Below are 23013 nucleotides of genomic sequence, written 5' to 3'. Positions count from 1 at the left end.
CTTCTTTGTTTAGACTCGCGCATCCGTGTGACACGCGAGCATCATCGAGGAGCGGATCTCGGCAGATCCCGACACGCGGAAATCCCGCGCCTTGTCATCGGTGCTGGCCACCAGTGGACGATCACCCGAATTCTTCGGGGAATCCACCACAGGGGACCAGCTTCTCAACCGACCGCTCCACCTGCCAGCCTACCAGCGATGCCAGGCAATCCCGATGAATCCGCTCGACGACGGCCCCATCATGGCTAGGCTGAGCGTATGAGCGGCAACGACGACGGCAACAGTAGCGCAGCGCCCTCCGACGAGATGAAGCGCAAGTTCAAGGAAGCGCTGGAGAAGAAGAACGCGCATCAGCGTCAGGGCGAGGCGCACCTCGACGGCGACTCCGTCGTGCACCACACCGCCGGGGCCAAGACGAAGCGCGAGTTCCGGCGCAAGAGCGGCTGAGCATCCGTCGGGAGTCCGCCTCGTGCAGTGGCAGCAGATCGACCTCCCCGAGATCCTGGCCCCGTTCGGCCTCCGTCCCGTCGGCCTGCCTACGGTGCTCGAAGGCGGCGAGGACAACGGCAACTTCCGAGTCACGACCGACCACGGCGAGATGGTCGTGCGCGAGTACCGGAAGTCCGGGATCGAGAAGATCCGCGCCGAGCTGCGGCTCGTCGGGTTCCTCGCCGAGCATGGCTTCCCCACTCCCGCGCCGTTGCCGGCGGGCGATGAGTTCGTGCTGGAAGCCAAACACCCTTTCGCGGTGTTCCCTTGGATCGAGGGTGACGTCCCCGAGGCGATGACCGCAGCTCTGGCCGCGCGCCTCGGAGCGCTCCTGGCCCGGATGCATGTGCTCACCGCGGGCTGGATCGACCGGCGCGTGCCGGTGATCGACCGAGTCGCTCTCCTGCGGGAAGCCGCGGACTCCCGGCCGCCGCTCTCCGGCGCCGACGCCTGGCGTGAGAGAATCGGGCGGTTCCTGGAGGACCACGCAGACGAGCTCGATCGGCTGGAGCGCCTCCCCACGGGGCCGCTCCACCACGACCTTCATCGACAGAACGTCCTCGTCGCAGACGGCGAGGTGACCGCACTCCTCGACTTCGACGAACTCAACCGCGGTCCGCTCATCGTCGATGTCGCCAGGGTGCTTCAGTACGCGGCGCTCGACACCCCGGATCTCGGCCTGCCGGACGGCATGGATGAAGCCGTCCTGGCCGGATATGAGGCGGTCCGGCCGTTGTCCGAGGCCGAGCGGGAGTTGCTTCCCGTCGCCTTCGACCTCGCCGGACTCGTGGACTCCGCGATCTTCGTCGCACACGATGCCGCCGATGTCGGAGTCGCGGATCTCGACGAATGCCTGAGCTGGAGGTCATATCTTCGCAATACGCGCCCTCGGCGGCCGTAGGCGCTATTCGCCCGCGAGTCCTCCGAGAAGGTGGCCGAAGGAGCCTCCCTCGCCGAGATAGTTCGCCGGGTCGAACGGATCGTTGCCGGTGCGCGCATCGCGGCGGGCCATCGCCTCTGCCAGCTCTCGCGCGCCCTTCTCGATGCGCGCAGCGAGCGGGGCGACGTCGTCCCCCGCGCCTCCCCAGTCCGCCGATGCGGCGAACACACCGGTCGAGACGGTATCGGCGTGCAGATAGGCGAACAACGGGCGCAGGGCGTAGTCGATCGCGAGCGAATGACGCGCCGTACCCGCGTTCGCCCCCAGGAGCACGGGCATGCCGCGCAGAGCATCCGGGTCGAGCACGTCGATGAACGACTTGAACAGTCCGGAATAGCTCGTCGAGAAGATCGGCGTCACGGCGATCAGCGCATCGGCGGAGACGACCGTGTTGATGGCCGACTCGAGCTCGGCGGAGGCGAAGCCGGTGAGCAGGTTGTCGGTGATCGCGTGGGCGAGATCGCGGAGCTCGACCACGTCGACGGACACCTCGATCGGCGCGCCGTCGGGTCCGGTGAGCTCGCCGAGTGCCGTGGCCGTCGCGGCGGTCAGGCGATCGGCGAGCATCCGGGTGGACGAGGGCGTGGACAGGCCGGCCGAGATCACGGCGATGCGACGGGCGCTCATCTCAGTTCTCCTTCGCGGTCGTAGCAGCGGCGCCGAATGCGGCACCGGCGGGGGCGGGCAGTCCGCCGTCCTGGTAGGGCGATCCCGCGGTGAGATTGTCGCCGCGGTTGGCGCCGGGCCGGGCCTGGCGGGTCGGGCCGTCGCCGTACACGGCGCGTACGCGGGCGGCGTGCGTGGGCGCATCCGGCACCTCGGCGGGCCGGTCGACGGCCAGCTCGCGGCGCAGCACCGGCACGACCTCCTCGCCGAGGAAGTCGATCTGCTCCAGCACCGTCTTCAACGGCAGACCGGCGTGGTCCATCAGGAACAGCTGGCGCTGGTAGTCGCCGTACAGCTCGCGCATCCCGGCATAGCGGTCGATGACCTGCTGCGGCGAACCGACGGTGAGCGGCGTCATCTCGGTGAAGTCCTCCATCGACGGCCCGTGACCGTAGACCGGCGCGTTGTCGAAGTAGGGGCGGAACTGCGCCACGGCATCCTGCGAGTTCTTCGCGATGAACGCCTGACCGCCCAGGCCCACGATCGCCGTCTCGGGTGCGCCGTGACCGTAGTGCTCCCAGCGCTGGCGGTACAGGCCGATGAGGCGCTGGTAGTGCGAGGCCGGCCAGAAGATGTTGTTGGCGAAGAAGCCGTCGCCGTAGTACGCGGCCTGCTCGGCGATCTCGGGCGTGCGAATCGAACCGTGCCAGACGAAGGGTGCGACGCCGTCGAGTGGACGCGGCGTGGAGGTGAAGCCCTGCAGCGGCGTGCGGAAGGTTCCCTCCCAGTCGACGACGTCCTCGGTCCACAGTTTGTGCAGCAGCGCGTAGTTCTCGATCGCCAGGGGCAGGCCCTGCCGGATATCCTTGCCGAACCACGGATAGACCGGGCCGGTGTTGCCGCGGCCCATCATCAGATCCATCCGACCCCCGGAGAGATGCTGCAGCATCGCGTACTCCTCGGCGATGCGCACCGGGTCGTTCGTGGTGATCAGCGTCGTGGAGGTGGAGACGATGATCCGCTTCGTCTGCGCGGCGATATAGGCGAGGAACGTCGTAGGGCTCGAGGACCAGAACGGCGGATTGTGGTGCTCGCCGATCGCGAAGACGTCGAGTCCCGCCTCCTCGGCGTGCGTGGCGATGGCGACGGTCGCCTGGATGCGCTCCGCCTCGCTGGGCGTCTCCCCCGTCGTGGGGTTCTGAGTGATGTCACTGACCGACATCAGGCCGAACTGCATCCCGCTGTGCGCCATGGTGCCCTGCTCGTTCACTTCGTCTCCGGTTCGTCGTGCCATTTGCATTCAGGTGAATACACTTTATCCAACACGCCTCTGCTCCGAGTATTCCCCGTGCCCTCGGATCGCGCCCCTTACGATCGAAGAATGCACGGCACGACCCCGGAATCCGCTGGCGGTGCCCCGCCTGCGCGGCGCACGAAGACGCGGCGCGTGCCCTTCTGGGACAACGCCCGCTTCGCCTGCATCGTGCTCGTCGTGCTCGGCCACGCCGTGCAGCGCCTCACCTACGACTCGAAGATCGCCCTCGCGCTGTACGTCGCCGTCTACGCCTTCCACATGCCCGCCTTCGCGATCATCTCGGGCTATTTCTCCAAATCATCGCCGCCGACCAAGCGCCAGATGGCACGGGTGATCACCGACATCCTCGTGCCGTACGTCGTCTTCGAGGCGCTGTGGACGCTCACGAAATGGCTCGTCGAAGGACGCGCCGACCCGAACCTCACCCAGCCGTCGTGGACACTGTGGTTCCTGCTCGCCCTCGGCATCTTCCGGCTCGTGCTCCCCTACCTCGCCCTGCTACGCTGGCCGCTCGCCTGGGCGCTGCTGATCTCGCTGGCCGTGGGCTACCTCCCCAACGTCGACAGCACCTTCTCGCTGTCGCGCACCCTCGGCCTGCTGTTCTTCTTCACCTTCGGCTGGTGGCTGCGCGAGCATCGCATCGTCGAGCGCCTCGGACTGCTCGGTCGTCGCCCGTGGTGGGTGGGCGCCATCGCCGCGGTCGTGCTGGCTGCCGCGGGATGGATCGCCTGGGCGGGCCTGGAGCTGTGGGAGGCGATCGACCTGCGGCACTGGCTCTTCTACGAAGACGCCTACGCCGACCTGGCCGGCGAGCAGTGGTGGGCCGGCGGAGTGCGACTGGTCCTCATGGCGATCGCACTGATCCTCTCGGCCGCCTTCTTCGCCCTCGTGCCGCGGCGCGGCCTGTGGTGGACGGCATTCGGCCGCTACACGATGTACGTGTACCTGCTGCACTCCTTCGTGCTGTACCCGTTCCGCGAGTCGGGGGTGCTGCGCGGACTGGATCCCACCTGGTTCTGGCTTCCCGCGGTCGTCGTCGCCTCCGTGCTCATCGCGCTGGGCCTCGCCTCGAAGCCGGTGCGCACGGTGCTGCGCCCGCTCATCGAGCCGCGACCGCGCTGGCTGATCGGCGACGCCGCGCTGGCCGGATCCGGGGGGCACCGCAACGATCCAACGGGGTCGCGGCGACCGCGCGACACGCCTCGGCGCTGAGGCCACTGGTCGCGAGCACGACCGCACGCATGCTCAGGCGAACAGCGACGCCCCGACGAACGAGCCTTCGGCAGCGCCGGGAGGGATCGCCCAGACGCCTGAGGCGGCAAAGGTAGCGATACCGGAACCGGTCATAGACGGCAACAAACGAGACGACGGCGGGAGCGCAGACCTAGCCTCGATCCATGGCTGATCTGACGCTCCCGATCCTCGACCTCTCCCGCCTCGACGCCGGCCCCGAGGCCGCTCGGCAGTTCCGCGACGACCTGCGCGCCGCGACGCACGACGTCGGCTTCTTCTACCTGACGGGCACGGGCATCTCCCCCGAGCTCGAGGCGCGTCTGCACCGGGCCGCGCTCGACTTCTTCGCCCTGCCCGAACAGGACAAGCTCGCGATCGAGAACGTGACTAGCCCGCACTTCCGCGGGTACACCCGTATCGGCGGCGAGCGCACGCAGGGCAAGGTCGACTGGCGCGAACAGATCGACATCGGCGCGGAGCGCGACGCCGTCGAGGGCGGCCCGGCGTTCAACCGCCTCATCGGTCCGAACCTGTGGCCGGCGGCGCAGCCCGAGCTGCGCGAGGTTGCCGAGGAGTGGCAGGATCACCTCATCGGCGTCTCGCGGAAGCTGTTGCGCGCCTGGGCGCTCGCCCTGGGTGCGGAGGAGTCGTACTTCGACGCGAACTTCGGCGAGCCCTCGACGCTGCTGAAGATCGTCCGCTACCCCGGCACGGACGAGCCCGAGCCGCAGCAGGGCGTGGGAGCGCACAAGGACTCGGGCGTGCTGACGCTGCTGTGGGTGGAGCCCGGCAAGGGCGGACTGCAGGTGGAGCGCGACGGCACCTGGGTGGACGCGCCGCCTGTAGACGGCGCGTTCGTCGTGAACATCGGCGAACTGCTCGAGTACGCCACGGGCGGCTACCTCAAGGCCACCAACCACCGTGTCGTGTCGCCCAAGGCCCCCGACGAGCGGATCTCGATCCCGTTCTTCTTCAACCCGGCGCTGGATGCGCTGCTGCCGATCATCGAACTGCCCGCCGATCTCGCCGCGCAGGCGACCGGTGTGACCGCCGACCCGACGAACCCCATCCACAGCCTGTACGGCGAGAACGCGCTCAAGTCGCGCCTGCGCGCCCATCCCGACGTCGCCGCGATCCACCACCCCGACCTGGTGGCCGCCGCCGCCATCTGAACACCCCACCCCACCCGAGAATCACTTTCACCGTGGGGACCCACGGGCGTGGTTCCTCACCGTGCGGCTGGTTTCTCCCTCTCGCCGGTCGCGGTGCCGTGTCCGAACTCGACAATGGCCTGCAGCGCATCCAGATGCCTGGCGAACGCAGACACACCCATCATCGTGGCGCGCACCCAGGTGCGCGGCCGCGAACCCACCTGTCCTCGACGCGCCGTGACGTACCCTGCGGCGTTGAGGTGCGAGATCGCCTTGCTCAGCGCGGAATCGCCGACATCGAGGATCTCGCCCAACGTGGCGAAGTCCAGCTCCAGATCCTCCTCCAGCGACGCCATGAGGGAGAAGCGGATGGCACTGGCGAAATTGTCGTCGAGACGCGCGCGTGGATGCGACCGGCCGTCACTCCTCATGGCGTCCTCCCACGAAGGCGGTCACGACGAAGGCGGCGATGATCACCGTCCCGATCGCGAACCCGATGGCACCCGGCACGACGACGCCGAACGCCGGCGATGCGGCGACCACGGCAAGAAGACCGGCAGCGCCCGCGAACACGCACCACTGCGGCGCGCGCCAGACCGCGCCCGGGGCGGGAACCGAGCCGCTCACCTGCGCTGTCAAGAACCACAGGAGCATCCCCAACACCGCCACCAGGAACAGCGCCGAAGCCACCACGGGGATCTCACCCCACGCCGCGGACGCGGCAGCCAGTGCCCCGAGACCGACGCCGATTGCGAGGGTCATCATTCGTTCGCCGAACGAGAACGGCGGACGCGGCGGACGTTCGTGCTCTTGCCGCACACTCCGCCGCGCATCGCGGAACGCGAAGATGCCGAAGACGATGCCCGCCAGGACCCCAGGGATCAGCAGCATCGGCGACACCGAGATCTGTCCCGAGATGCGCAACCAGGTGAGCGTGAGGAACGCTCCCAGGATGACGACGAACGCCGCGAGATACCAGGCTCTCGCCTGTCCGGTCATCCGCATCTGGGCACCCCTGCTCTCGCGCAGCTCCGTCTGCAGGCGACTCCAGACAAGCACCGGCACGAGCACGAGCATGATGCTCGTGCTCCGACTCGGCACGCTGGCGAACATCGCGAGTGAGAAAAAGGCGAAGAAGACGATGGCGTTCGCGACGTGCAAGCGCGCGGAGAGCCGCCGGTCGACGTAGACGTCACGACGGCGCCCCACGGCGGCGGCTTCGTCGAGATACGCCACCGCGACGTCAGATGGCGGCGGCGTCAACGGCTCCTGTCCCGCTTCCGGGCGCTGCTCGAAAGGGCGATCGCTTTCCATACGGAAAGCTTGCAGCTTTCCAAGAGGAAAGTCAATCATCGGTCCCGCACTCGCCCGGTAGTCTGCCGTGATGAAGACGATCGGCGTGCTGGGCGGGATGAGCTGGGAATCATCGCTGGACTGGTATCGCCTCGCCAACGAGCGGGTGCGGGATCGACTCGGCGGCTACCACTCCGCACCCATCCTGCTCGACTCGCTCGACTTCGCCGCGATCGAGGCGCTGCAGGCAGCGGGCGACTGGGATGCGGCCGGCCGCATCCTCGCGGAGCACGCGCAGCGCCTGGAACAGGCCGGAGCAGGGATCGTCGTGCTCTGCACCAACACGATGCACATCGTCGCCGACCGGATCGTCGATGCGCTCACCGTTCCGTTCCTGCACATCGGCGACACGACGGCCGAGGCGATCATCGCGCAGGGGCTCACCACCGTGGGCCTGCTCGGCACGGCGTTCACGATGGAGGAGCCGTTCTATCGCGACCGCCTCGCGGATCACGGGCTGAGTGCGATCATCCCCGAGGTGGACGATCGCGCTCAGGTGCACCGGATCATCTACGACGAGCTCGTGCACGGCGTCGTCGAAGAGCACTCTCGCACGGTGTACCAGCGCGTCATCGCGCGTCTCGTCGACGCAGGGGCTGAGGGGATCATCCTCGGTTGCACGGAGATCGAGCTGCTCGTCGGCCAGAGCCACTCCCCCGTGCCGGTGTTCCCCACCACGGCGATCCACGTCGCCGCCGCGCTCGACGCCGCCGGTCTCTGATACAACGGGCGGGAACGACGAAGGCCGCCCCACCGGGGGCGGCCTTCTCAAGAATGTTTTGCGCGACTGTACGCTGGCGGATGCCTTATCGGCGAAGCCCGAGGCGCTGGATCAGCGAGCGGTAGCGCTCGATGTCCACGCCCTGGAGGTAGCCGAGCAGACGGCGGCGCTGACCGACGAGCAGGAACAGGCCACGACGCGAGTGGTGGTCGTGCTTGTGCTCCTTGAGGTGCTCGGTGAGGTCCTTGATGCGCTGCGTCAGCATCGCGGCCTGCACCTCGGGGGATCCGGTGTCACCGGGGTGCGTCGCGTACTCTTCGATGATCGCCTTCTTGACGTCTGCTTCCAGTGCCATAGATTCGATCCCCTCTCTGCTTGTTGCGCGGCGCCCGACGCCTGATGCGAGGGCTCTCTTTATCCGCGGCCGATCAAACGGCAACCAATAGAGTCTACCAGTCCCAGAACGCCTCGAGGAACGCGACCTGTCCCCGAGCACAGCGGATACCCTCGTCTGGTGCCCAGCGCCCTGATCGATCTGCGTCCCTTCCGCGCCAGCGGCGCCTTCACTCGGCTGTGGATCGGTTCGACCCTCACCGGGCTCGGCGGCCAGCTCACCCTCGTGACCGTCATGCTGCACGTGTTCGAGCTGACGAGCAGCACTTTCGCCGTGTCGATGGTGGCCGTTGCAGGACTCGTGCCGATGATCCTCGCGGGTCTGTACGGAGGGATGCTCGCCGACGCCTTCGACCGCCGGAAGGTCGCGCTCATCGCGGCTGTCATCACCTTCGCCTCCACCCTGCTGCTGGCCGTGCTCACCTGGGCCCACCTGGAGACCATCTGGTGGCTGTACGTGCTCAGCGTCGTGAACGCCGCCGCGAACTCGGTGAGCCTCGCCACCCGCACCGCGATCATCCCGCGCCTGCTCCCCCGCCAGCTGCTGGCGTCGGCCTCGGCGCTGAACGGCATCACGATCGGAGTGATGCTCATGGTCGGCCCGGCGCTGGCCGGGATCCTCGTCGCCATGACCGGGTACGGCTGGACGTACACGATCGACGTCGTGCTGATGCTGGCGATGTTCCTGGGGCTGTGGACTCTTCCGGCACTGCGCCCCGAGGGCACCGTGATCCGCCCGGGACTCGCATCGCTCATCGACGGATGGCAGTTCCTCAGGCGCGCGGGCAACATCCGGATGCAGTACATCCTCGACATCACCGCGATGACGTTCGGGCAGCCGATGGCGCTGTACCCGGCGCTGGGGACGCTGCTGCTCGGCGGCGGCGCGGTCACCACCGGCGCCCTGACCGCGTCGGTCGCCGCGGGCACGTTCCTGTCGAGCCTGTTCTCGGGCAGGATCGTGCGCTACCGGTGGCACGGCCGCGGCATCGAGCGGGCGATCCAGGCGTACGGCGCGTGCATCCTCGCGTTCGGCGCGGTCCTGCTCGTGGGCATCTGGCTGCCGCCGGTGAGCGAGACGACTGTGAATCTCGGCCTCATCGTGGCGGCGTGCATCGCCCTGGCCGGCTCCGGCGCCTCCGACAACATCAGCTCCATCTACCGCAGCACCATGATGCAGGCATCCGTGCCCGACAACATCCGCGGCCGCCTGCAGGGCATCTTCGTGGTGGTCGTCACGGGAGGCCCGCGCCTCGGCGCGCTCTACGTCGGCGCGCTGGCGGCCATCAGCAGCCTGTGGTTCCCGCCGCTGCTGGGCGGGCTGCTCGTGATCGTCATCGTGGCGATGCTCGTGCGCCTGTCGCCGCGCTTTCGCGCCTATGACGCGGAGAACCCCGAGCCCTGAGCGGGTCCGGGGTTCTCTTGAGCGTCCGGATTCAGTCCTGCGCGAGCGAGCCCTGCAGGTCGAGGTTGATCGTGACGTCTTTGCCCACGAGCACGCCGCCGGTCTCCAGCGCCGCGTTCCAGGTGAGGCCGAAGTCCTCGCGGTCGATCGTCGCCGTCGCCGATGCGCCGGCCTTGTAGTTGCCCCACGGGTCGGTGCCGAAGCCGCCGAAGTCGAGCGCGAAGCTCACGGGGCGGGTGACGCCGCGAATGGTGAGGTCGCCGTCGACGAACAGGTCGCCGTCCTCCACGCGGGCGCTGCGGGAGCGGAACTCCATGGTCGGGTGGTTCTCCACGTCGAAGAAGTCCGCCGAGCGCAGGTGGGTGTCGCGGCCCTCGTCGTTCGTGTCGATCGAGGTGACGTCGACGCTGGCCTCGACCTTCGCGTCGAGCGGGTTCTCCGGGGCGACGATCGTGGCGCTCTTCACGCCGAAGCTGCCGCGGACCTTCGAGATCATCATGTGGCGCACGCTGAAGGTGACCTCGCTGTGAGCGGGGTCGAGGGTCCAGGTGCCGGGGCGGTAGCCGGGGATGTCGATGGTCATGGGTGTGGTTCTCCTCGTCGGGATGAGCGTCGGTTGCAGATGCCGCACGATCGGCGACAGAGAGGACAACTTACATGCGTATGCATGTATTCCCGCGAGTCGGAAGAAAATGCCCCGATGGCAAAAGGGGCCCCCTCGCACGTGGCGAGAGGGCCCGGGTCGCGGTCGAGGTCAGCCGACGGCGATGAGGTCGATGATGAAGATGAGGGTCTTGCCGCCGAGGAAGTGCCCCGACCCCGCGGGGCCATAGGCGAGCTGCGGCGGGATGACGAGCTCACGTCGACCACCCGCCTTCATGCCGGGGATGCCCTCCTGCCACCCCTGGATGAGGCCGCGCAGCGGGAACTGGATCGTCTCTCCGCGACCCCACGACGAGTCGAACTCCTCACCGGAGTCGTACTCGACGCCGGCGTAGTGCACCGTCACGGTGTCGCCGGGCTTCGCCTCGTCGCCGGTCCCCTCGATGATGTCGCGGACGACGAGCTCGGTGGGAGCAGGTCCGGTCGGTGCGTCGAACTCGGGCTTTGTGCGCTCAGTCATGGGAACCATCCAACCCGAGCGGCTCCGTGCGGTCAACGCGGACCCGCGCGCCGAGAGCGAACACGGCAGGGGCATCACAGCACGACCACGGGCGGGCGGATGCTTGACAACCCGGACGAACCGGGTGCACCCTGAGGGCAGGTCAACTCAGCGCCCGGGAGACACGCAGGCATCGCCGCGGCACCGGGCGCTGAGTCTGTCCGGGATGCTGATCGAGAGCCGGAAGCACTCAGTAGGCCAGCAGCGCCGCCCGCGTCGCCGCGGTGCGCGCGAGCAGCGCCCGCTCGTCGTACGCCGCGAGCGGATCGGAGCCCGCCACCGCACGTTGGCGCACCGCGGCCAGGGTCGTGGCGTCCCTGATGAACGAGCGCATGAGCGGCCGGCGATCCTCGCGCAGTGACGCGGCCCAGGCCAGCGCGGCCTTGCGCCCGCCCTTGGTCGCGAGCATCGTGACCTCCTGCGCGGTGAACCAGCCGGCATCCGCATAGTCGGTGAGGCGGGTGCGGGTGACCTTCTCCTCCTCGCGGCGCAGCGCGACGATGGCGATGATGAATCCGACGAACAACGGCACCTGCAGGGTGAAGTAGAGGGCGTAGAAGTCGCCGAACAGCGCCGATCCGTTCCACAGCGCGTGCAGGACGACGGCACCGAGAAGACCGAGCATGCCCGCGCCGACGGCCGCGCCCGTCGATCCCTGCCGACGCGCGACGAGTCCGATGGCGAATCCGGTGACGGCCGTGAACATGGCGTGCGCGAACGGCGACAGGATCGCACGCAGGAGGAAGGTCCAGGTCAGCTCGGCGCCGCCGCCCTCGACGAGGCTGATGGCGAAGTACTGGATGTTCTCGGTGAAGGCGAACCCGGCACCGACGAGCGCACCGTACACGACACCGTCGACGGGCCCATCGAATGCGCGACGTGCGACGACGAAGATCAGCAGCACGCCGAGACCCTTTCCGACTTCTTCCACGATGGGCGCCTGCACCACGCTCGTGAACACCTCGCGCATGGGGCCGCGCACGACGAAGCTCATCAGAAGATCGACGCCGAGCGCGATGGCGATGGCCGCGGTCGCGCCCCATCCGATCGCGAAGGCCATGACGCCGCGCGGCTCGGGCTCCCATCGGTCGATGAGATAGACGCCGAACAGCACGACGCCGAGGGGGATGAGCGCGAGCACGAGCCCCACGACCGAGGCCGCCGCACCGAGGAAGGCGGTGAAGTACGCGATGAGGCCGAGCAGCAGCACGGCGAGCAGGCCGAAAAGCCAGACCGACACCGATCGTCCCTTGCGCGCCGGCACGACGGGCAGCGGCGCCTCCGGAGCCGCGGGAGCGGGCGGCGGAGCGTAACGCGCAGTCGGAAGAGGGGATGCGGGCGCGGCGCGTTGCGCGCCCGGCAGCGGCGAGGGAAAAGGGGCACCGGTGCTCATGCTCAAAGCCTAGACGGGCCGCCCGCACGGGATGAGCGCGTGACTCGGCGGCGAACGCACGCGGAACGGGCGCGAATCCCGGTACCGTGGAGACATGCGGTTCGCTCATCTGCGCACCCCCGACTCCCCCTCCGCGGTTCTCGCCGTGCTGGACGATTCCGGGGCGCTTCCTGTCGCTTCTCTCTTCGCTGACGCTCCGGCCGCGCTGCAGGAGCTCATCGACGGCGGCCCCGCCCTGCTCGACGCCGTGCGCACCGCCGCTGCCGGAACCACGCAGCGGCTCCCGATGGCGGGGCTGGAGTACGCATCGGCCGTGCAGCGTCCGCCCGCCGTGCTCGCCGTGGGTCTGAACTACGCGGCGCACTCCTCCGAGCTCGGCCTGAAGACCGACACCGCCCCGACGGTCTTCACGCTGTGGCCGAACTCGCTCACCGGGCACGAGTGCACCACGTCATGGCCGCGCTCGCTCAGCGAATCCGTGGACTACGAGGCAGAGCTGGGCGTCATCATCGGCGCCTCGGCCAAGAACGTCTCCCGCGACGACGCCCTCGATCATGTGTGGGGCTACACCGTGGTCAACGACATCACGGCCCGCGACATCCAGTTCTCCGAGGCGCAGTGGTCGCGATGCAAGTCGTTCGACGGTTTCACGCCCACCGGCCCGGTCGTGGTCACGGCCGACGAGATCCCCGATCCGCAGGATCTGCACATCTGGGCTGTGGTCGACGGCCAGACCGTGCAGGATGCCTCCACCGGCCAGATGGTGCGCTCGGTCGCCACGCTCATCGAGCACCTGTCGCAGTCGCTCACCCTCATGCCGGGCACGCTCATCTCCACCGGCAGCCCCGGCGGCGCCGGATACTCGCGCGACCCGCAGATCTTTCTGCGCGATCACTCCACGGTCACCGTCGGCATCGACGGCATCGGCGAGCTCACCACGCGCTGCCGCATCCTGGACGACTGATCACCGCGCACGGAGCCTTCACGCATCGACGGCCGGCACCCCTCTGGGCCGGCCGTCGATGCGTTGCGGGTCGAATCAGGCGTCGGCGACGGGCTCGACGAGGTCTTCGGCCGCGACGATCGGAATCGCGGCGGTCACAGCCTCCAGCCCCGACAGGCGTGCGGGTGAGAGCTGCTTGGTGACCTCTTCGCGGCTCATGAGCCCCGCCTCGACGACGAGGTCGGCGACGTTGCGCTTGGTGAGCAGCGCCGTCTTGGCCAGCGCGGCCGAGGCGGCGTAGCCGATGAACGGAGTCAGCGCCGTGATCACGCCCACCGAGGAGCCGACCATCGCGCCCAGGCGGTCGCGGTTGGCGGTGATGCCGTCGACGCAGTTGACGCGCAGCGTCCACATCGCCTGGCGCATCCACGTGATCGACTGGAAGATCGAGTGCGCGATCACGGGCTCGAAGGCGTTGAGCTGCAGCTGGCCGCCCTCGACGGCCATCGTGACCGTCGCGTCGGAGCCGACGACGGCGAACGCCACCTGGTTGACGACCTCGGGGATGACCGGGTTGACTTTGCCCGGCATGATGCTCGACCCCGCCTGCTGCGCGGGCAGGTTGATCTCGCCGAGCCCCGCCTGGGGGCCGGAGGAGAGCAGCCGCAGGTCGTTGCAGATCTTGGAGAGTTTGATCGCGTTGCGCTTGAGCGACGACGAGAACGACATGAAGGCGCCGGTGTCGCTCGTGGACTCCACGAGGTCAGTCGCCGTCTCGAGGTCGAGTCCGGAGATCTCGCGCAGATGCCGGAGCACCGCCGGCGCATAACCGGAGTGGGTGGTGATGCCGGTGCCGATGGCCGTGGCGCCCATGTTGATCTCGAACAACAGCGACGCGTTCTCGGTGAGCCGGTGGTGGTCTTCGCTGAGCGTCGTGGCGAAGCCGTGGAACTCCTGGCCCAGCGTCATCGGCACGGCATCCTGAAGCTGGGTGCGTCCCACCTTGAGCACGTCGTGGAACTCGACCGCCTTGTTCAGGAAGGCCTGGCGCAACAGGTCGAGCTCATCCAGCAGCGAGCGCAGGGTGAGCGACAGGCCGATCTTGATGGACGTCGGATAGACATCGTTGGTGGACTGGCTGCGGTTGGTATGGTCGATCGGCGAAAGATAGGCGTAGTCGCCCTTCTCGCGTCCCGCCATCTCGAGGGCGATGTTGGTGATCACCTCGTTGGCGTTCATGTTCGTCGAGGTGCCGGCGCCGCCCTGGATCACACCGACGCCGAACTGGTCGTGGAACTCGCCGTCGATCACACGCTGCGCCGCGGCGTCGATCAGGTCGGCGCGCTCCGCGTCGAGGGTGCCGATCTCCTTGTTCGCGCGCGCACTGGCCTGCTTGACCATCGCAAGACCGCGGATGAGATCGGGGTACACCGAGATCGGCCGCTTCGTGATCGGGAAGTTCTCTTCGGCGCGAAGCGTATGGATGCCCCAGTACGCATCCGCGGGGATCTCCTTGCTTCCCAGCGAATCGGTCTCGGTACGAGTCTGAACGGGCGCGGCAGAAGCCATGAACACATCCTTGTGGGTCGTGACGAACGGGACATCCGGTACGGTTCAGTCTATCGCCGCGCGCCCGGAACCCCGTCAGCGCGCAGGCTTGCGCGAGAACGCCTCCAGGCGCTGCTCGGGGCTCAGCCGTTCCATCTGCGCCACCCACTCCGGACTGAACGTCTGCACCGGATCGGCGTCGACGACGGGCACGACGGTATGGGTGATCACCTCGGGCCGCACGTGCACGAGCTGGAAGGACTGCGCGGCATCCATGCCGTTCACGCGCTGGGCGGGAGCCGACACATCCATCGTGTAGCAGGTCGCCGAGGCGACGCTCACCGGGATGCCCGCGAACGTGCCGTGCAGCGAGTAGTGCAGGTGCCCGGCGAGAATGCCGCGCACGTCGGTTCCCTCGAGCACAGCCGCCAGCTCGTCCTGATGGCGTAGCTCGAGGATGTCGAAGAACGGGATGTGGCTCGGCACCGGCGGATGATGCATCGCCAGCAGCGTGCCGTGCTCCGCGGGCTCGGCGAGCACATCGGCCAGCCAGGCGAGTTGCACGGCGTCGACGTCGCCGTGATGCCAGCCCGGCACGGTGCTGTCGAGCGTGACGATCCGCAGCCCGTTCTGCTCCCACACGCCCGTCACCGGCTCCTCCGTGGGGGCGGCCCCGAGCAGATGCTCGCGCAGTGCCGGCCGTTCGTCGTGGTTGCCCGCGACCCAGATCACCGGGGCGCCGAGGCGCTCGGCCACCGGTTCCACGCTCGCGCGCAGCCGGCGGTACACCTCCGGCTCACCGAGGTCGGCGAGGTCGCCGGTCACGACGATCGCATCCGGGTTCTCGGCCGCCGACTCGATCGCCCGCAACGTGCGCGCGAGGTTCGCATCCACGTCGAAGCGGCCACCCAGCGCGGCGCCTCCGGCGAGCAGATGCGGGTCGCTGAGGTGGATCAGGGTGTGCGTGGGCGGAGCGAATCGTCCGAACTGCGGCATGGCGCCAGGTTATCGCCCGGCGAAGACGATGATGCCGATGCCGCCGAGCACCGCGAGCACGCACACCGCGAAGCAGGCGAAAGCCGCCACGAGCGCGAGCTTCTTCTGCGCATCGGTGAGCGGACTCTTGCGCGCGGCCTTGGCTGCCGCCTTCGTCGCGCGACGAGCCTCCTTCTCGGAGATCACCGTGATCGCATCCGTGAACTCGGCCGGAGTCACCACGGGTGCGCGTCCGGAGCGCACGAGCATCCGCAGTCCCAGCGCGTAGAACCCGACCACGACGGTCGCACCCACGAGGGCCGCGCCGAGGACCTTGAAGAACGCCAGCCAATCGATAACGACGTTCATCGCTCCCCCTGCCCCGCCTCGGCGCCCGTCACGATCTCGGCCTCAGCGGCCGCGTTCGTGCTCCTCTGGTTCTCGCCCGTCACGTCCGCGTCCGTTTTCCTGCCCGAGTCGGTCTTCTCCTCGCCCGACTTCTTCTTGCGGTCAGACTTCTTCTTGGGGTCAGACTTCTTCTTGTCGCCAGACTTCTTCTTGTCCGATTTCTTCTTCTTGTCGGACTTCTTCTTCGCCGCCTTCTTCTCGGCGTCCTCCGCGCGCTTCTTCGCCTCGGCGGCCCGCTTCTTGCGGGCCTCCTCGGCGCGAAGGATGCGCTCCTGACGGGGCGTGGGCGGCGGCGCATCCGGTACGTCGACGGCGTGACCCGACTCGGCCACGTCGCTGAACGCGTTGCTCGCGGTCACGGCGTCGCGACGCGAGCGCAGGAACAGCCCGAGGATGATCGCCAGGGCCAGCACGGCGTCGACGAGAACGCCCCAGGTGCCCCACCACACGACGACGAGGGCGGCCACGGCGCCGACAGCGCCGGCGGCCGGCAGGGTGAGCAGCCATCCGATCGCGATGCGCCCTGCCGTGCGCCAGCGCACCGTGGAGCCACGGCGCCCCAGTCCCGATCCGATGACCGAGCCGGAGGCGACCTGCGTGGTCGAAAGTGCGAAGCCCAGCGCGCTGGAGGCGAGGATCGTGGCCGCGGTGGATGTCTCGGCGGAGAACCCCTGGGCGGGCTTGACGTCGGTGAGCCCCTTGCCGAGCGTGCGGATGATCCGCCAGCCGCCCAGATACGTGCCGAGGGCAATCGTGAACGCGCACGCGATGATGACCCAGAGATAGGGATCGGCGTGATCCGCGCTCTGCCATCCGACCGTGATGAGGGCGAGGGTGATGACGCCCATGGTCTTCTGCGCGTCGTTCGTGCCGTGGGCGAGCGCGACGAGCGAGGAGGTGAAGATCTGCCCCCAGCGGAACCCGTCGCGACCATCGGGCCGGCCGTCGTAGCGCCGAGTGACCGCATAGGCGATCTTCGTCGCCGCGAAGGCGATGATGCCCGCCGTCACGGGAGCGATCAGCGCGGGCAGCACGATCTTCGACAGCACCATGCCGAAATCGATCCCGGTGAACCCGACGCCCACTAGCGTCGCGCCGATGAGCCCGCCGAACAGGGCGTGCGACGAGCTCGAGGGCAGCCCCAGGAGCCAGGTGAGCATGTTCCAGGTGATCGCGCCGATGAGCCCGGCGAAGATCATCGGCAGGAACACCTGCGCCTGGATGCTGTCTTCGTGGATGATGCCGTGCGAAACGGTCTTCGAGACCTCGGTCGACAGGAACGCGCCGACGAGATTGAGCACTGCCGCCAGGAGCACGGCGGTCTTGGGTTTGAGCGCCCCCGTCGCGATGGGCGTGGCCATCGCGTTCGCGGTGTCGTGGAATCCGTTGGTGAAGTCGAAGAACAGTGCCAGTGCGATGACCAGCACGACGATGAGGACTGCGGTTTCCACCGTTCTCTTTCGTTGGACGGACGGGGAGACTGCCGACGGGATCGGCGTGACGAACGAAGAGTTCACCGTGGTTTCTGCAGCCGTTAAGGCGCCGCTTGAATCCTCCCACCGCGCCCGGTGCCGGTCAACTCGAGCTCGACTAGCGTGGGAGCGTGAACAGCACTGCCGCATCCGACCGCCCGTCCCCTCCCCGCGCCGCCCGCCGCGTTCAGCAGCGCAGCCATCACGGCGACGTGTTCGACGACCCGTACGAGTGGCTGCGCGCCAAGGACGATGCCGAGGTCATCGCGCATCTGGAGGCCGAGAACGCGTACACGGATGCGCGCACCGCCCACCTCGAACCGCTCCGTGAGACGCTCTTCCAGGAGATCAAGGGGCGCGTGCAGGAGACCGACCTGTCGGTGCCCAGCCGCCGTGGCGACTGGTGGTACTACGGACGCACGGTCGAGGGGCAGCAGTACGGGCTGCAGTGCCGCGCGCGCATCGCCTCGGCCGACGACTGGACCCCGCCCGTACTCGATCCGAAGACCCCTGTGGCCGGCGAGGAGGTCCTGCTCGACGGCAACGCCGAGGCCGACGGTCACGAGTTCTTCTCGATGGGATCCTTCGACGTCTCCGACGACGCCACGCGCCTGCTGTGGTCGGTCGACTTCGAGGGCGACGAGCGCTACACCGTGCACGTGCGGGACCTCGTGACCGGCGAGCGGCTGCCGGATGTGATCCCCGGCACCTCGGGCGCGTTCTTCAGCCCGGACGGTGCGTCAGTGCTCTACACGACGGTCGACGAATCCTGGCGCCCCGATACGCTCTGGCTGCACCGTCTGGGCACGGACGTCGCCGACGACGTGCAGCTGTTCCACGAGCCCGATGAGCGGTTCTGGATGGGTGCGGGCATCACACGCAGCCGCAAGTACCTCGTCATCGGCCTCGGCTCGAACGTGACGAGCGAGGAACTGCTCGTCGACCTCGACGACCTCACCGCGCCGCCGCGGGTGGTGTGGCCGCGCGCCGAGGGGGTGGAGTACTCTCTCGAGCACGCCGTCGTCGACGGCCGCGACGAGCTGCTGATCCTGCACAACGACGGCGCGCTCGACTTCGAGCTCGTCGCCGTCTCCGCCGCCGACCCGCAGGGCGAGCGGCGCGTGCTCGTGCCGCACACCCCCGGGCGCCGCCTGCTCGATGTGGATGCGTTCCGCGACGCGACCGCCGTCGAGTACCGCCGCGAGGGACTGTGCCGACTCGCGCTGCTGGATCTGGGCACCGGCGCCCTCGACGAACTGGAGTTCGACGAGCCGCTGTTCTCGGTGGGGCTCGGCGGAAACCCCGAGTGGACGACGCCGTCGCTGCGCCTGGGGTACTCCTCGTTCGTCACCCCGGCGACGGTGTACGACCTGCAGCTGGCCGATCGCTCGCTGCAGCTGCGCAAGCGCCAGCCCGTGCTCGGCGGATACGACCCGGACGACTATGCGCAGTCGCGAGAATGGGCGCGTGCCGACGACGGCACGAACGTGCCGATCTCGCTCGTGTGGAAGCGCTCGGAGGGAGATCCGCGCGAGGCCGACGCTCCGCGGCCCGTGCACCTGTACGGCTACGGATCGTACGAGCACTCCATCGATCCCGGCTTCTCGGTCATGCGGCTGTCGGAGCTCGATCGCGGCGCGGTCTTCGCCGTCGCGCATGTGCGCGGGGGCGGCGAGATGGGCCGCGGCTGGTATGAAGACGGCAAGCTCGGCCACAAGATCAACACCTTCACCGACTTCGTCGCATGCGCGCGTCATCTCGTGGATGCGGGGATCACCGCGCCCGAACGCCTCGTCGCGGAGGGCGGCAGCGCCGGCGGGCTGCTCATGGGCGCCGTCGCCAACCTCGCCCCGGAGCTGTTCGCCGGCATCCTCGCCTCGGTGCCGTTCGTCGACGCGCTCACCTCGATCCTCGATCCATCGCTGCCGCTGACCGTCATCGAGTGGGATGAGTGGGGCGATCCCCTGCACAACGCCGAGGTATACGCGTACATGAAGTCGTACACCCCGTACGAGAACGTGCGCGACGGGGCCCCCTATCCCCCGATCCTCGCCGTCACCTCGCTCAACGACACCCGCGTGCTGTACGTCGAGCCGGCCAAGTGGGTGGCACGCCTGCGCGATGCGGGCGCGCAGGACGTGCTGTTCAAGTGCGAGATGGTCGCCGGTCACGGCGGCGTGAGCGGCCGCTACAGCTCGTGGCGTGAGCGCGCCTTCGAGCTGGCCTGGCTGCTCGACCGCCTCGGCCTCGCCTGATCCCGTCAGCCGAAGAGGGCGGCGGCCTCTTCGTAGCGGCTCAGGGGCACGGTGTTGAGCTCGCCGAGCGCCTCCGCGAAGGGCACGCGCACGATGTCGGTGCCGCGCATCGCGACCATCTGCCCCCACGCGCCGTCGACGATCGCGTCGGCGGCCTGCAGACCCAGGCGCGTCGCCAGCACGCGGTCGAACGCCGACGGCGATCCGCCGCGCTGGATGTGCCCGAGGATCGTCGCGCGGGTCTCGATGCCCGTGATCCGCTCGATCTCGGGGGCGAGCTGGTCGCCGATGCCGCCCAGCCGCGGGCGGTTGAAGGCGTCGAGGCCCTTGTCGCTGTACGCCTCGTCCATGCCGGTGAGCGTGAAGCCCTCCGAGACCACCACGAGCGGCGCACGGCCGCGGTCGTGGGCGCTGGTGACCTGGGCGGCGATCTCGTCGATCGACATGGGCACCTCGGGGATGCAGATGACGTGCGCCCCGGCGGCCATGCCCGCGTGCAGCGCGATCCAGCCGACGTGACGGCCCATGACCTCGGCGACCATGCATCGCTGGTGCGAGTCGCCGGTGGTGCGCAGCCGGTCCATCGCATCGGTGGCGATGTTGACGGCGGTGTCGAAGCCGAACGAGTAGTCGGTGGCCCGCAGGTCGTTGTCGATCGTCTTCGGCACGCCGATCACGTTCAGTCCGTCTTTCGCCAGCCGGTCTGCGGCGGCGAGCGTGCCCTCTCCGCCGATCGCGACGATGCCGTCGATCTTGTGCCCGTACAGGGTCTTCGCGATGTTCTCGGCGCCCCCGCGCTCACCCTCATACGGGTTGGTGCGGCTGGTGCCCAGGATCGTGCCGCCGACTTTGGACAGCCCCTTCACCTCGTGGCGGGTCAACGGCATGAAATCGCCCTCGACGACTCCGCGCCATCCGTCGCGGATGCCGACGAACTCGAGGTCGTGCGTGGTCGTGCCCTTGAGCACGATGCCACGGATCACGGCGTTGAGCCCTGGGCAGTCTCCGCCGCTGGTGAGGATGCCGATTTTCATGCTGCCGCCTTCGAGGTGGTGAGCGAGTGAGGGGACGGCGACGTTGCCTGAGACGACCTTACTCGCCGCCGAGCGCCTGCCGCAGCAGGTGCATGAGGGCGGCCAGCTGCACGGACTCGGTCTCGTCGTCGTCGATCTGCTCGCCGTCCAGCGCACGCGCCGCGAGGCCCTGCTTGCGGTCGATGAGCTCGGCGATCTTCGTGTCGAGCGTGTGCGCCGCGATGATCCGCCAGGCCGTGACCGGCTCGTCCTGACCGATGCGGTGCACGCGGTCGATCGCCTGGGTCTGCTCGGCCGCGGTCCAGCTGAGCTCGGCCAGCACGACGTTGGATGCCGCCTGCAGGTTCACACCGACGCCCGCCGCCGTGAGCGAGCAGACCGCGATGCCGACCTCGGGATCCGCGTTGAAGTCGTCGATCGCCTGCTGGCGGGCCGCGGAGGTCTGATCCCCGCGCAGCGAGACGGCCGTGACGCCCGCCGCGGCGAAATGCGCCTCGGCCTGGTCCATGACGTCGATGTGCTTGGCGAAGAAGACGACCTTGCCCACCGAGCGCTGCAGCTGCACGGCGTAGTCGGCGGCCAGCGATGCCTTGGCCTGACCGATCCTGCGCACCATCGTGAAGACGTTGTCGCCCCCGGTGCCTGCCGCCTTCGACTCCTCGAGCTCGTTGTGGGCGACGAGCCGCACGATGTCGTCATCGATCTCTCCCGGTGCCAGCGACGCGGCCTGGCCACGATCGCCGCGCGCCTCGACGATGCGGCGGTACTTCGCCGCCATCCGCTCGCCGAGCTCGCGTTCGGCGTCGCGGATGCCGCGGCCGAACTCGTCGTCGAGTTGCACGGGCAGGTCGGCGACGAGCTTGTCGGGCAGGTCGGCGGCGACGTCGACCTTCTTGCGCCGCACGATGCCCATGGAGATCACGGCGTCGCGCGCCTCGGGGTAGAACGCCTTGTCGGCGGGGGTGAATCCGGTCGCATCCAGCTTCGCCATGAGCTCCGCCGACGGCTTCTCGCCATTGGTCCAGCCCAGGAAACGCCAGATCGCGTCGAAGTCCTCGACGTCGTTGATGAGGGGGGTGCCGGTGAGCGCCATGAGCAGGGGCCGCCCGCCCGGCGTGGTCTCGCGCACGCGCTGGCCGAGGGCGAGCACGTTCTGCGAGCGCTGGGAGGTGAGGTTCTTGATGAAGTGCGCCTCGTCGACGACCATGCCGCGCAGCCCGATGGCGCCGAGCCACGACAGGTGGCGGTCGAGGATCTCGTAGTTGACGATGAACACGTCGGCGAAGGCGTCGATGTCGTCGCCGTCGCCCTGGATCACGGTCGCGCGGCGCTGCGGGGTCCACCGCTCCACCTCGCGCGCCCAGTTCATCTTGACGACGTTGGGCACGACGACCAGCAGCGGGTAGGCATCGGCGACGGATGCGGCGAGCACCGACTGTGCCGTCTTGCCCAGGCCCGGCTCATCGGCGAGCAGGAGCGAACGATGCCCGGCCCGCACAGCTTCGAGCAGCCGGGACTGGTGCACCATGATCTCCAGTCCCTTGGGCGAGATGTGGTCCGCCTCGGGCAGGGGCGGCAGCTCCATCGTGGCCGCCCCTCCTCCGGCGCCGGTCTCGAAGGCCTTGTACAGCGGGCCCATGAGCTCCCAGCCGTCCAGGCGGCGACGAGGCGTCTCGGCCGGGCGCGGGGTGAGGTCGGGCGCGAGGAACGGGTTGGCCATCATGCGCGACTCGACGGCGGGAGGCGTCACCTGTCGCTCGGCGAGCGCGGCGGGCACGACGGGCGCCTGCACCGGGGCGATGTCGGCGATGATGAGCTCTTCGGGGGCGAGCTCCGCGCCGGATTCGAGCAGCCAGTCGCGGCGCATCCGCTTGGCCACGGGGCTGGTGGCCTGATCCACCTCGAGCAGCTGGATGAGCGAGGTGTCGCGGGCCGCGGTCTTCGCGAGGATGGTCGCCACGCCGTCGAGCCGCTTGAGCAGTTCGGCGCGCGCGCCGTCGGCGAGGGCATCGTCGACCTTCACGCGGGCGCGCTCCTCGCGCACGAGGAAGGCGATCACCTGGAACTTGACGCGGTTGGTGGGCCCGAGCTTGCCGCGCTGGGCCTTGGCCTCGATCTCGCGAACCTTGCGCGCGAGGATCGGGATGAGGGGGGCGTCGTCATCGCGACGCGACTTGTTCCGCCGTGGGGCGGTCGCCGTGCTCGGCATGCTCCTCC

At 68.8% G+C, this 23013-nt stretch carries 22 protein-coding genes; 8 read left to right on the top strand and 14 right to left on the bottom strand.

The window, feature by feature from the left end; all coding sequences use genetic code 11:
* Positions 1-258 precede the first annotated feature (258 nt).
* Both BKA02_RS10950 and BKA02_RS10945 read left to right on the top strand, forming a co-directional pair.
* Positions 259-447 carry a DUF5302 domain-containing protein gene (locus BKA02_RS10950; RefSeq protein ID WP_179433982.1) on the top strand — a complete coding sequence of 63 codons (189 nt, stop codon included), beginning with the start codon at positions 259-261 and terminating at the stop codon, positions 445-447.
* A gap of 22 nt (positions 448-469) precedes the next feature.
* Complete coding sequence (locus BKA02_RS10945) at positions 470-1390, top strand: phosphotransferase (RefSeq protein WP_179433980.1); 921 nt, start codon at positions 470-472, stop codon at positions 1388-1390.
* Between the two features lie 3 nt (positions 1391-1393).
* On the opposite strand, the gene BKA02_RS10940 is transcribed toward BKA02_RS10945, so the two are convergent.
* Positions 1394-2056, bottom strand: a complete 663-nt coding sequence (locus BKA02_RS10940) for an FMN reductase (RefSeq protein WP_179433978.1) — start codon at positions 2054-2056, stop codon at positions 1394-1396.
* Between the two features lies 1 nt (position 2057).
* The gene (locus BKA02_RS10935; RefSeq protein WP_179435428.1) at positions 2058-3272 is read right to left on the bottom strand and encodes an LLM class flavin-dependent oxidoreductase; all 1215 of its coding nucleotides are present in this window, start codon (positions 3270-3272) and stop codon (positions 2058-2060) included.
* Positions 3273-3416: 144 nt separating this feature from the next.
* Here BKA02_RS10935 and BKA02_RS10930 point away from each other — a divergent pair, with 144 nt between their 5' ends.
* Positions 3417-4562, top strand: a complete 1146-nt coding sequence (locus BKA02_RS10930) for an acyltransferase family protein (protein WP_179433976.1) — start codon at positions 3417-3419, stop codon at positions 4560-4562.
* Between the two features lie 185 nt (positions 4563-4747).
* The gene (locus tag BKA02_RS10925) at positions 4748-5755 is read left to right on the top strand and encodes an isopenicillin N synthase family dioxygenase (RefSeq protein ID WP_179433974.1); all 1008 of its coding nucleotides are present in this window, start codon (positions 4748-4750) and stop codon (positions 5753-5755) included.
* 56 nt (positions 5756-5811) lie between these two features.
* Here BKA02_RS10925 and BKA02_RS10920 read toward each other — a convergent pair whose 3' ends face one another.
* Positions 5812-6165 (bottom strand): transcriptional regulator, encoded by a 354-nt coding sequence (locus BKA02_RS10920; RefSeq protein ID WP_179433972.1) that lies wholly within the window; start codon positions 6163-6165, stop codon positions 5812-5814.
* On the bottom strand, positions 6155-7048 hold the full coding sequence (locus tag BKA02_RS10915; RefSeq protein WP_179433970.1) for a hypothetical protein: 894 nt from the start codon (positions 7046-7048) through the stop codon (positions 6155-6157). Before BKA02_RS10915 ends, BKA02_RS10920 begins: the two co-directional genes overlap by 11 nt.
* 70 nt (positions 7049-7118) lie before the next feature.
* Here BKA02_RS10915 and BKA02_RS10910 point away from each other — a divergent pair, with 70 nt between their 5' ends.
* On the top strand, positions 7119-7808 hold the full coding sequence (locus tag BKA02_RS10910) for an aspartate/glutamate racemase family protein (protein WP_179433968.1): 690 nt from the start codon (positions 7119-7121) through the stop codon (positions 7806-7808).
* An 85-nt stretch (positions 7809-7893) separates the two neighbouring features.
* On the opposite strand, the gene rpsO is transcribed toward BKA02_RS10910, so the two are convergent.
* Positions 7894-8163 carry a 30S ribosomal protein S15 gene (gene rpsO, locus BKA02_RS10905; RefSeq protein WP_147037780.1) on the bottom strand — a complete coding sequence of 90 codons (270 nt, stop codon included), beginning with the start codon at positions 8161-8163 and terminating at the stop codon, positions 7894-7896.
* A 156-nt stretch (positions 8164-8319) separates the two neighbouring features.
* Between rpsO and BKA02_RS10900 the strand changes: the two genes are divergently transcribed.
* Positions 8320-9606, top strand: a complete 1287-nt coding sequence (locus BKA02_RS10900; protein ID WP_179435426.1) for an MFS transporter — start codon at positions 8320-8322, stop codon at positions 9604-9606.
* Positions 9607-9637: 31 nt separating this feature from the next.
* Here the strand turns inward: BKA02_RS10900 and BKA02_RS10895 are convergent, their stop codons facing one another.
* The 3 genes from BKA02_RS10895 to BKA02_RS10885 form a co-directional block, all read right to left on the bottom strand.
* Positions 9638-10189: a YceI family protein gene (locus tag BKA02_RS10895; RefSeq protein WP_179433966.1), complete on the bottom strand. Its 552-nt coding sequence runs from the start codon at positions 10187-10189 to the stop codon at positions 9638-9640.
* A 171-nt stretch (positions 10190-10360) separates the two neighbouring features.
* Positions 10361-10729: an FKBP-type peptidyl-prolyl cis-trans isomerase gene (locus tag BKA02_RS10890; protein WP_179433964.1), complete on the bottom strand. Its 369-nt coding sequence runs from the start codon at positions 10727-10729 to the stop codon at positions 10361-10363.
* A gap of 229 nt (positions 10730-10958) precedes the next feature.
* Positions 10959-12161, bottom strand: coding sequence for a PrsW family intramembrane metalloprotease (locus tag BKA02_RS10885; protein WP_179433962.1), 1203 nt, complete (start codon positions 12159-12161; stop codon positions 10959-10961).
* 94 nt (positions 12162-12255) lie between these two features.
* Between BKA02_RS10885 and BKA02_RS10880 the strand changes: the two genes are divergently transcribed.
* On the top strand, positions 12256-13125 hold the full coding sequence (locus BKA02_RS10880) for a fumarylacetoacetate hydrolase family protein (protein WP_179433960.1): 870 nt from the start codon (positions 12256-12258) through the stop codon (positions 13123-13125).
* Positions 13126-13200: 75 nt separating this feature from the next.
* Here the strand turns inward: BKA02_RS10880 and BKA02_RS10875 are convergent, their stop codons facing one another.
* The 4 genes from BKA02_RS10875 to BKA02_RS10860 form a co-directional block, all read right to left on the bottom strand.
* Entirely contained in the window at positions 13201-14673 is a 1473-nt protein-coding gene (locus BKA02_RS10875; RefSeq protein WP_179433958.1) for an aspartate ammonia-lyase, read from the bottom strand.
* 75 nt (positions 14674-14748) lie between these two features.
* Positions 14749-15648 carry a metallophosphoesterase gene (locus tag BKA02_RS10870; RefSeq protein WP_179433956.1) on the bottom strand — a complete coding sequence of 300 codons (900 nt, stop codon included), beginning with the start codon at positions 15646-15648 and terminating at the stop codon, positions 14749-14751.
* Positions 15649-15657: 9 nt separating this feature from the next.
* Positions 15658-15996, bottom strand: coding sequence for a peptidase (locus BKA02_RS10865; protein WP_179433954.1), 339 nt, complete (start codon positions 15994-15996; stop codon positions 15658-15660).
* Positions 15993-17486 (bottom strand): inorganic phosphate transporter, encoded by a 1494-nt coding sequence (locus BKA02_RS10860; RefSeq protein ID WP_179433953.1) that lies wholly within the window; start codon positions 17484-17486, stop codon positions 15993-15995. The genes BKA02_RS10865 and BKA02_RS10860 overlap by 4 nt, the downstream gene beginning before the upstream one ends.
* Positions 17487-17638: 152 nt before the next feature.
* Between BKA02_RS10860 and BKA02_RS10855 the strand changes: the two genes are divergently transcribed.
* Positions 17639-19762, top strand: a complete 2124-nt coding sequence (locus BKA02_RS10855) for a prolyl oligopeptidase family serine peptidase (RefSeq protein WP_179433951.1) — start codon at positions 17639-17641, stop codon at positions 19760-19762.
* Positions 19763-19767: 5 nt separating this feature from the next.
* On the opposite strand, the gene BKA02_RS10850 is transcribed toward BKA02_RS10855, so the two are convergent.
* Positions 19768-20796: a 6-phosphofructokinase gene (locus BKA02_RS10850; RefSeq protein ID WP_179433949.1), complete on the bottom strand. Its 1029-nt coding sequence runs from the start codon at positions 20794-20796 to the stop codon at positions 19768-19770.
* A gap of 58 nt (positions 20797-20854) precedes the next feature.
* On the bottom strand, positions 20855-23005 hold the full coding sequence (locus BKA02_RS10845) for a DEAD/DEAH box helicase (protein WP_179433947.1): 2151 nt from the start codon (positions 23003-23005) through the stop codon (positions 20855-20857).
* Positions 23006-23013: the final 8 nt, after the last annotated feature.

The sequence above is a fragment of the Microbacterium pseudoresistens genome, from assembly GCF_013409745.1.
GTDB classification, from domain to species: Bacteria; Actinomycetota; Actinomycetes; order Actinomycetales; family Microbacteriaceae; genus Microbacterium; species Microbacterium pseudoresistens.
Note: the sequence above shows the minus strand (reverse complement) of the source record. Positions and strands in the feature narration are given on the sequence as shown.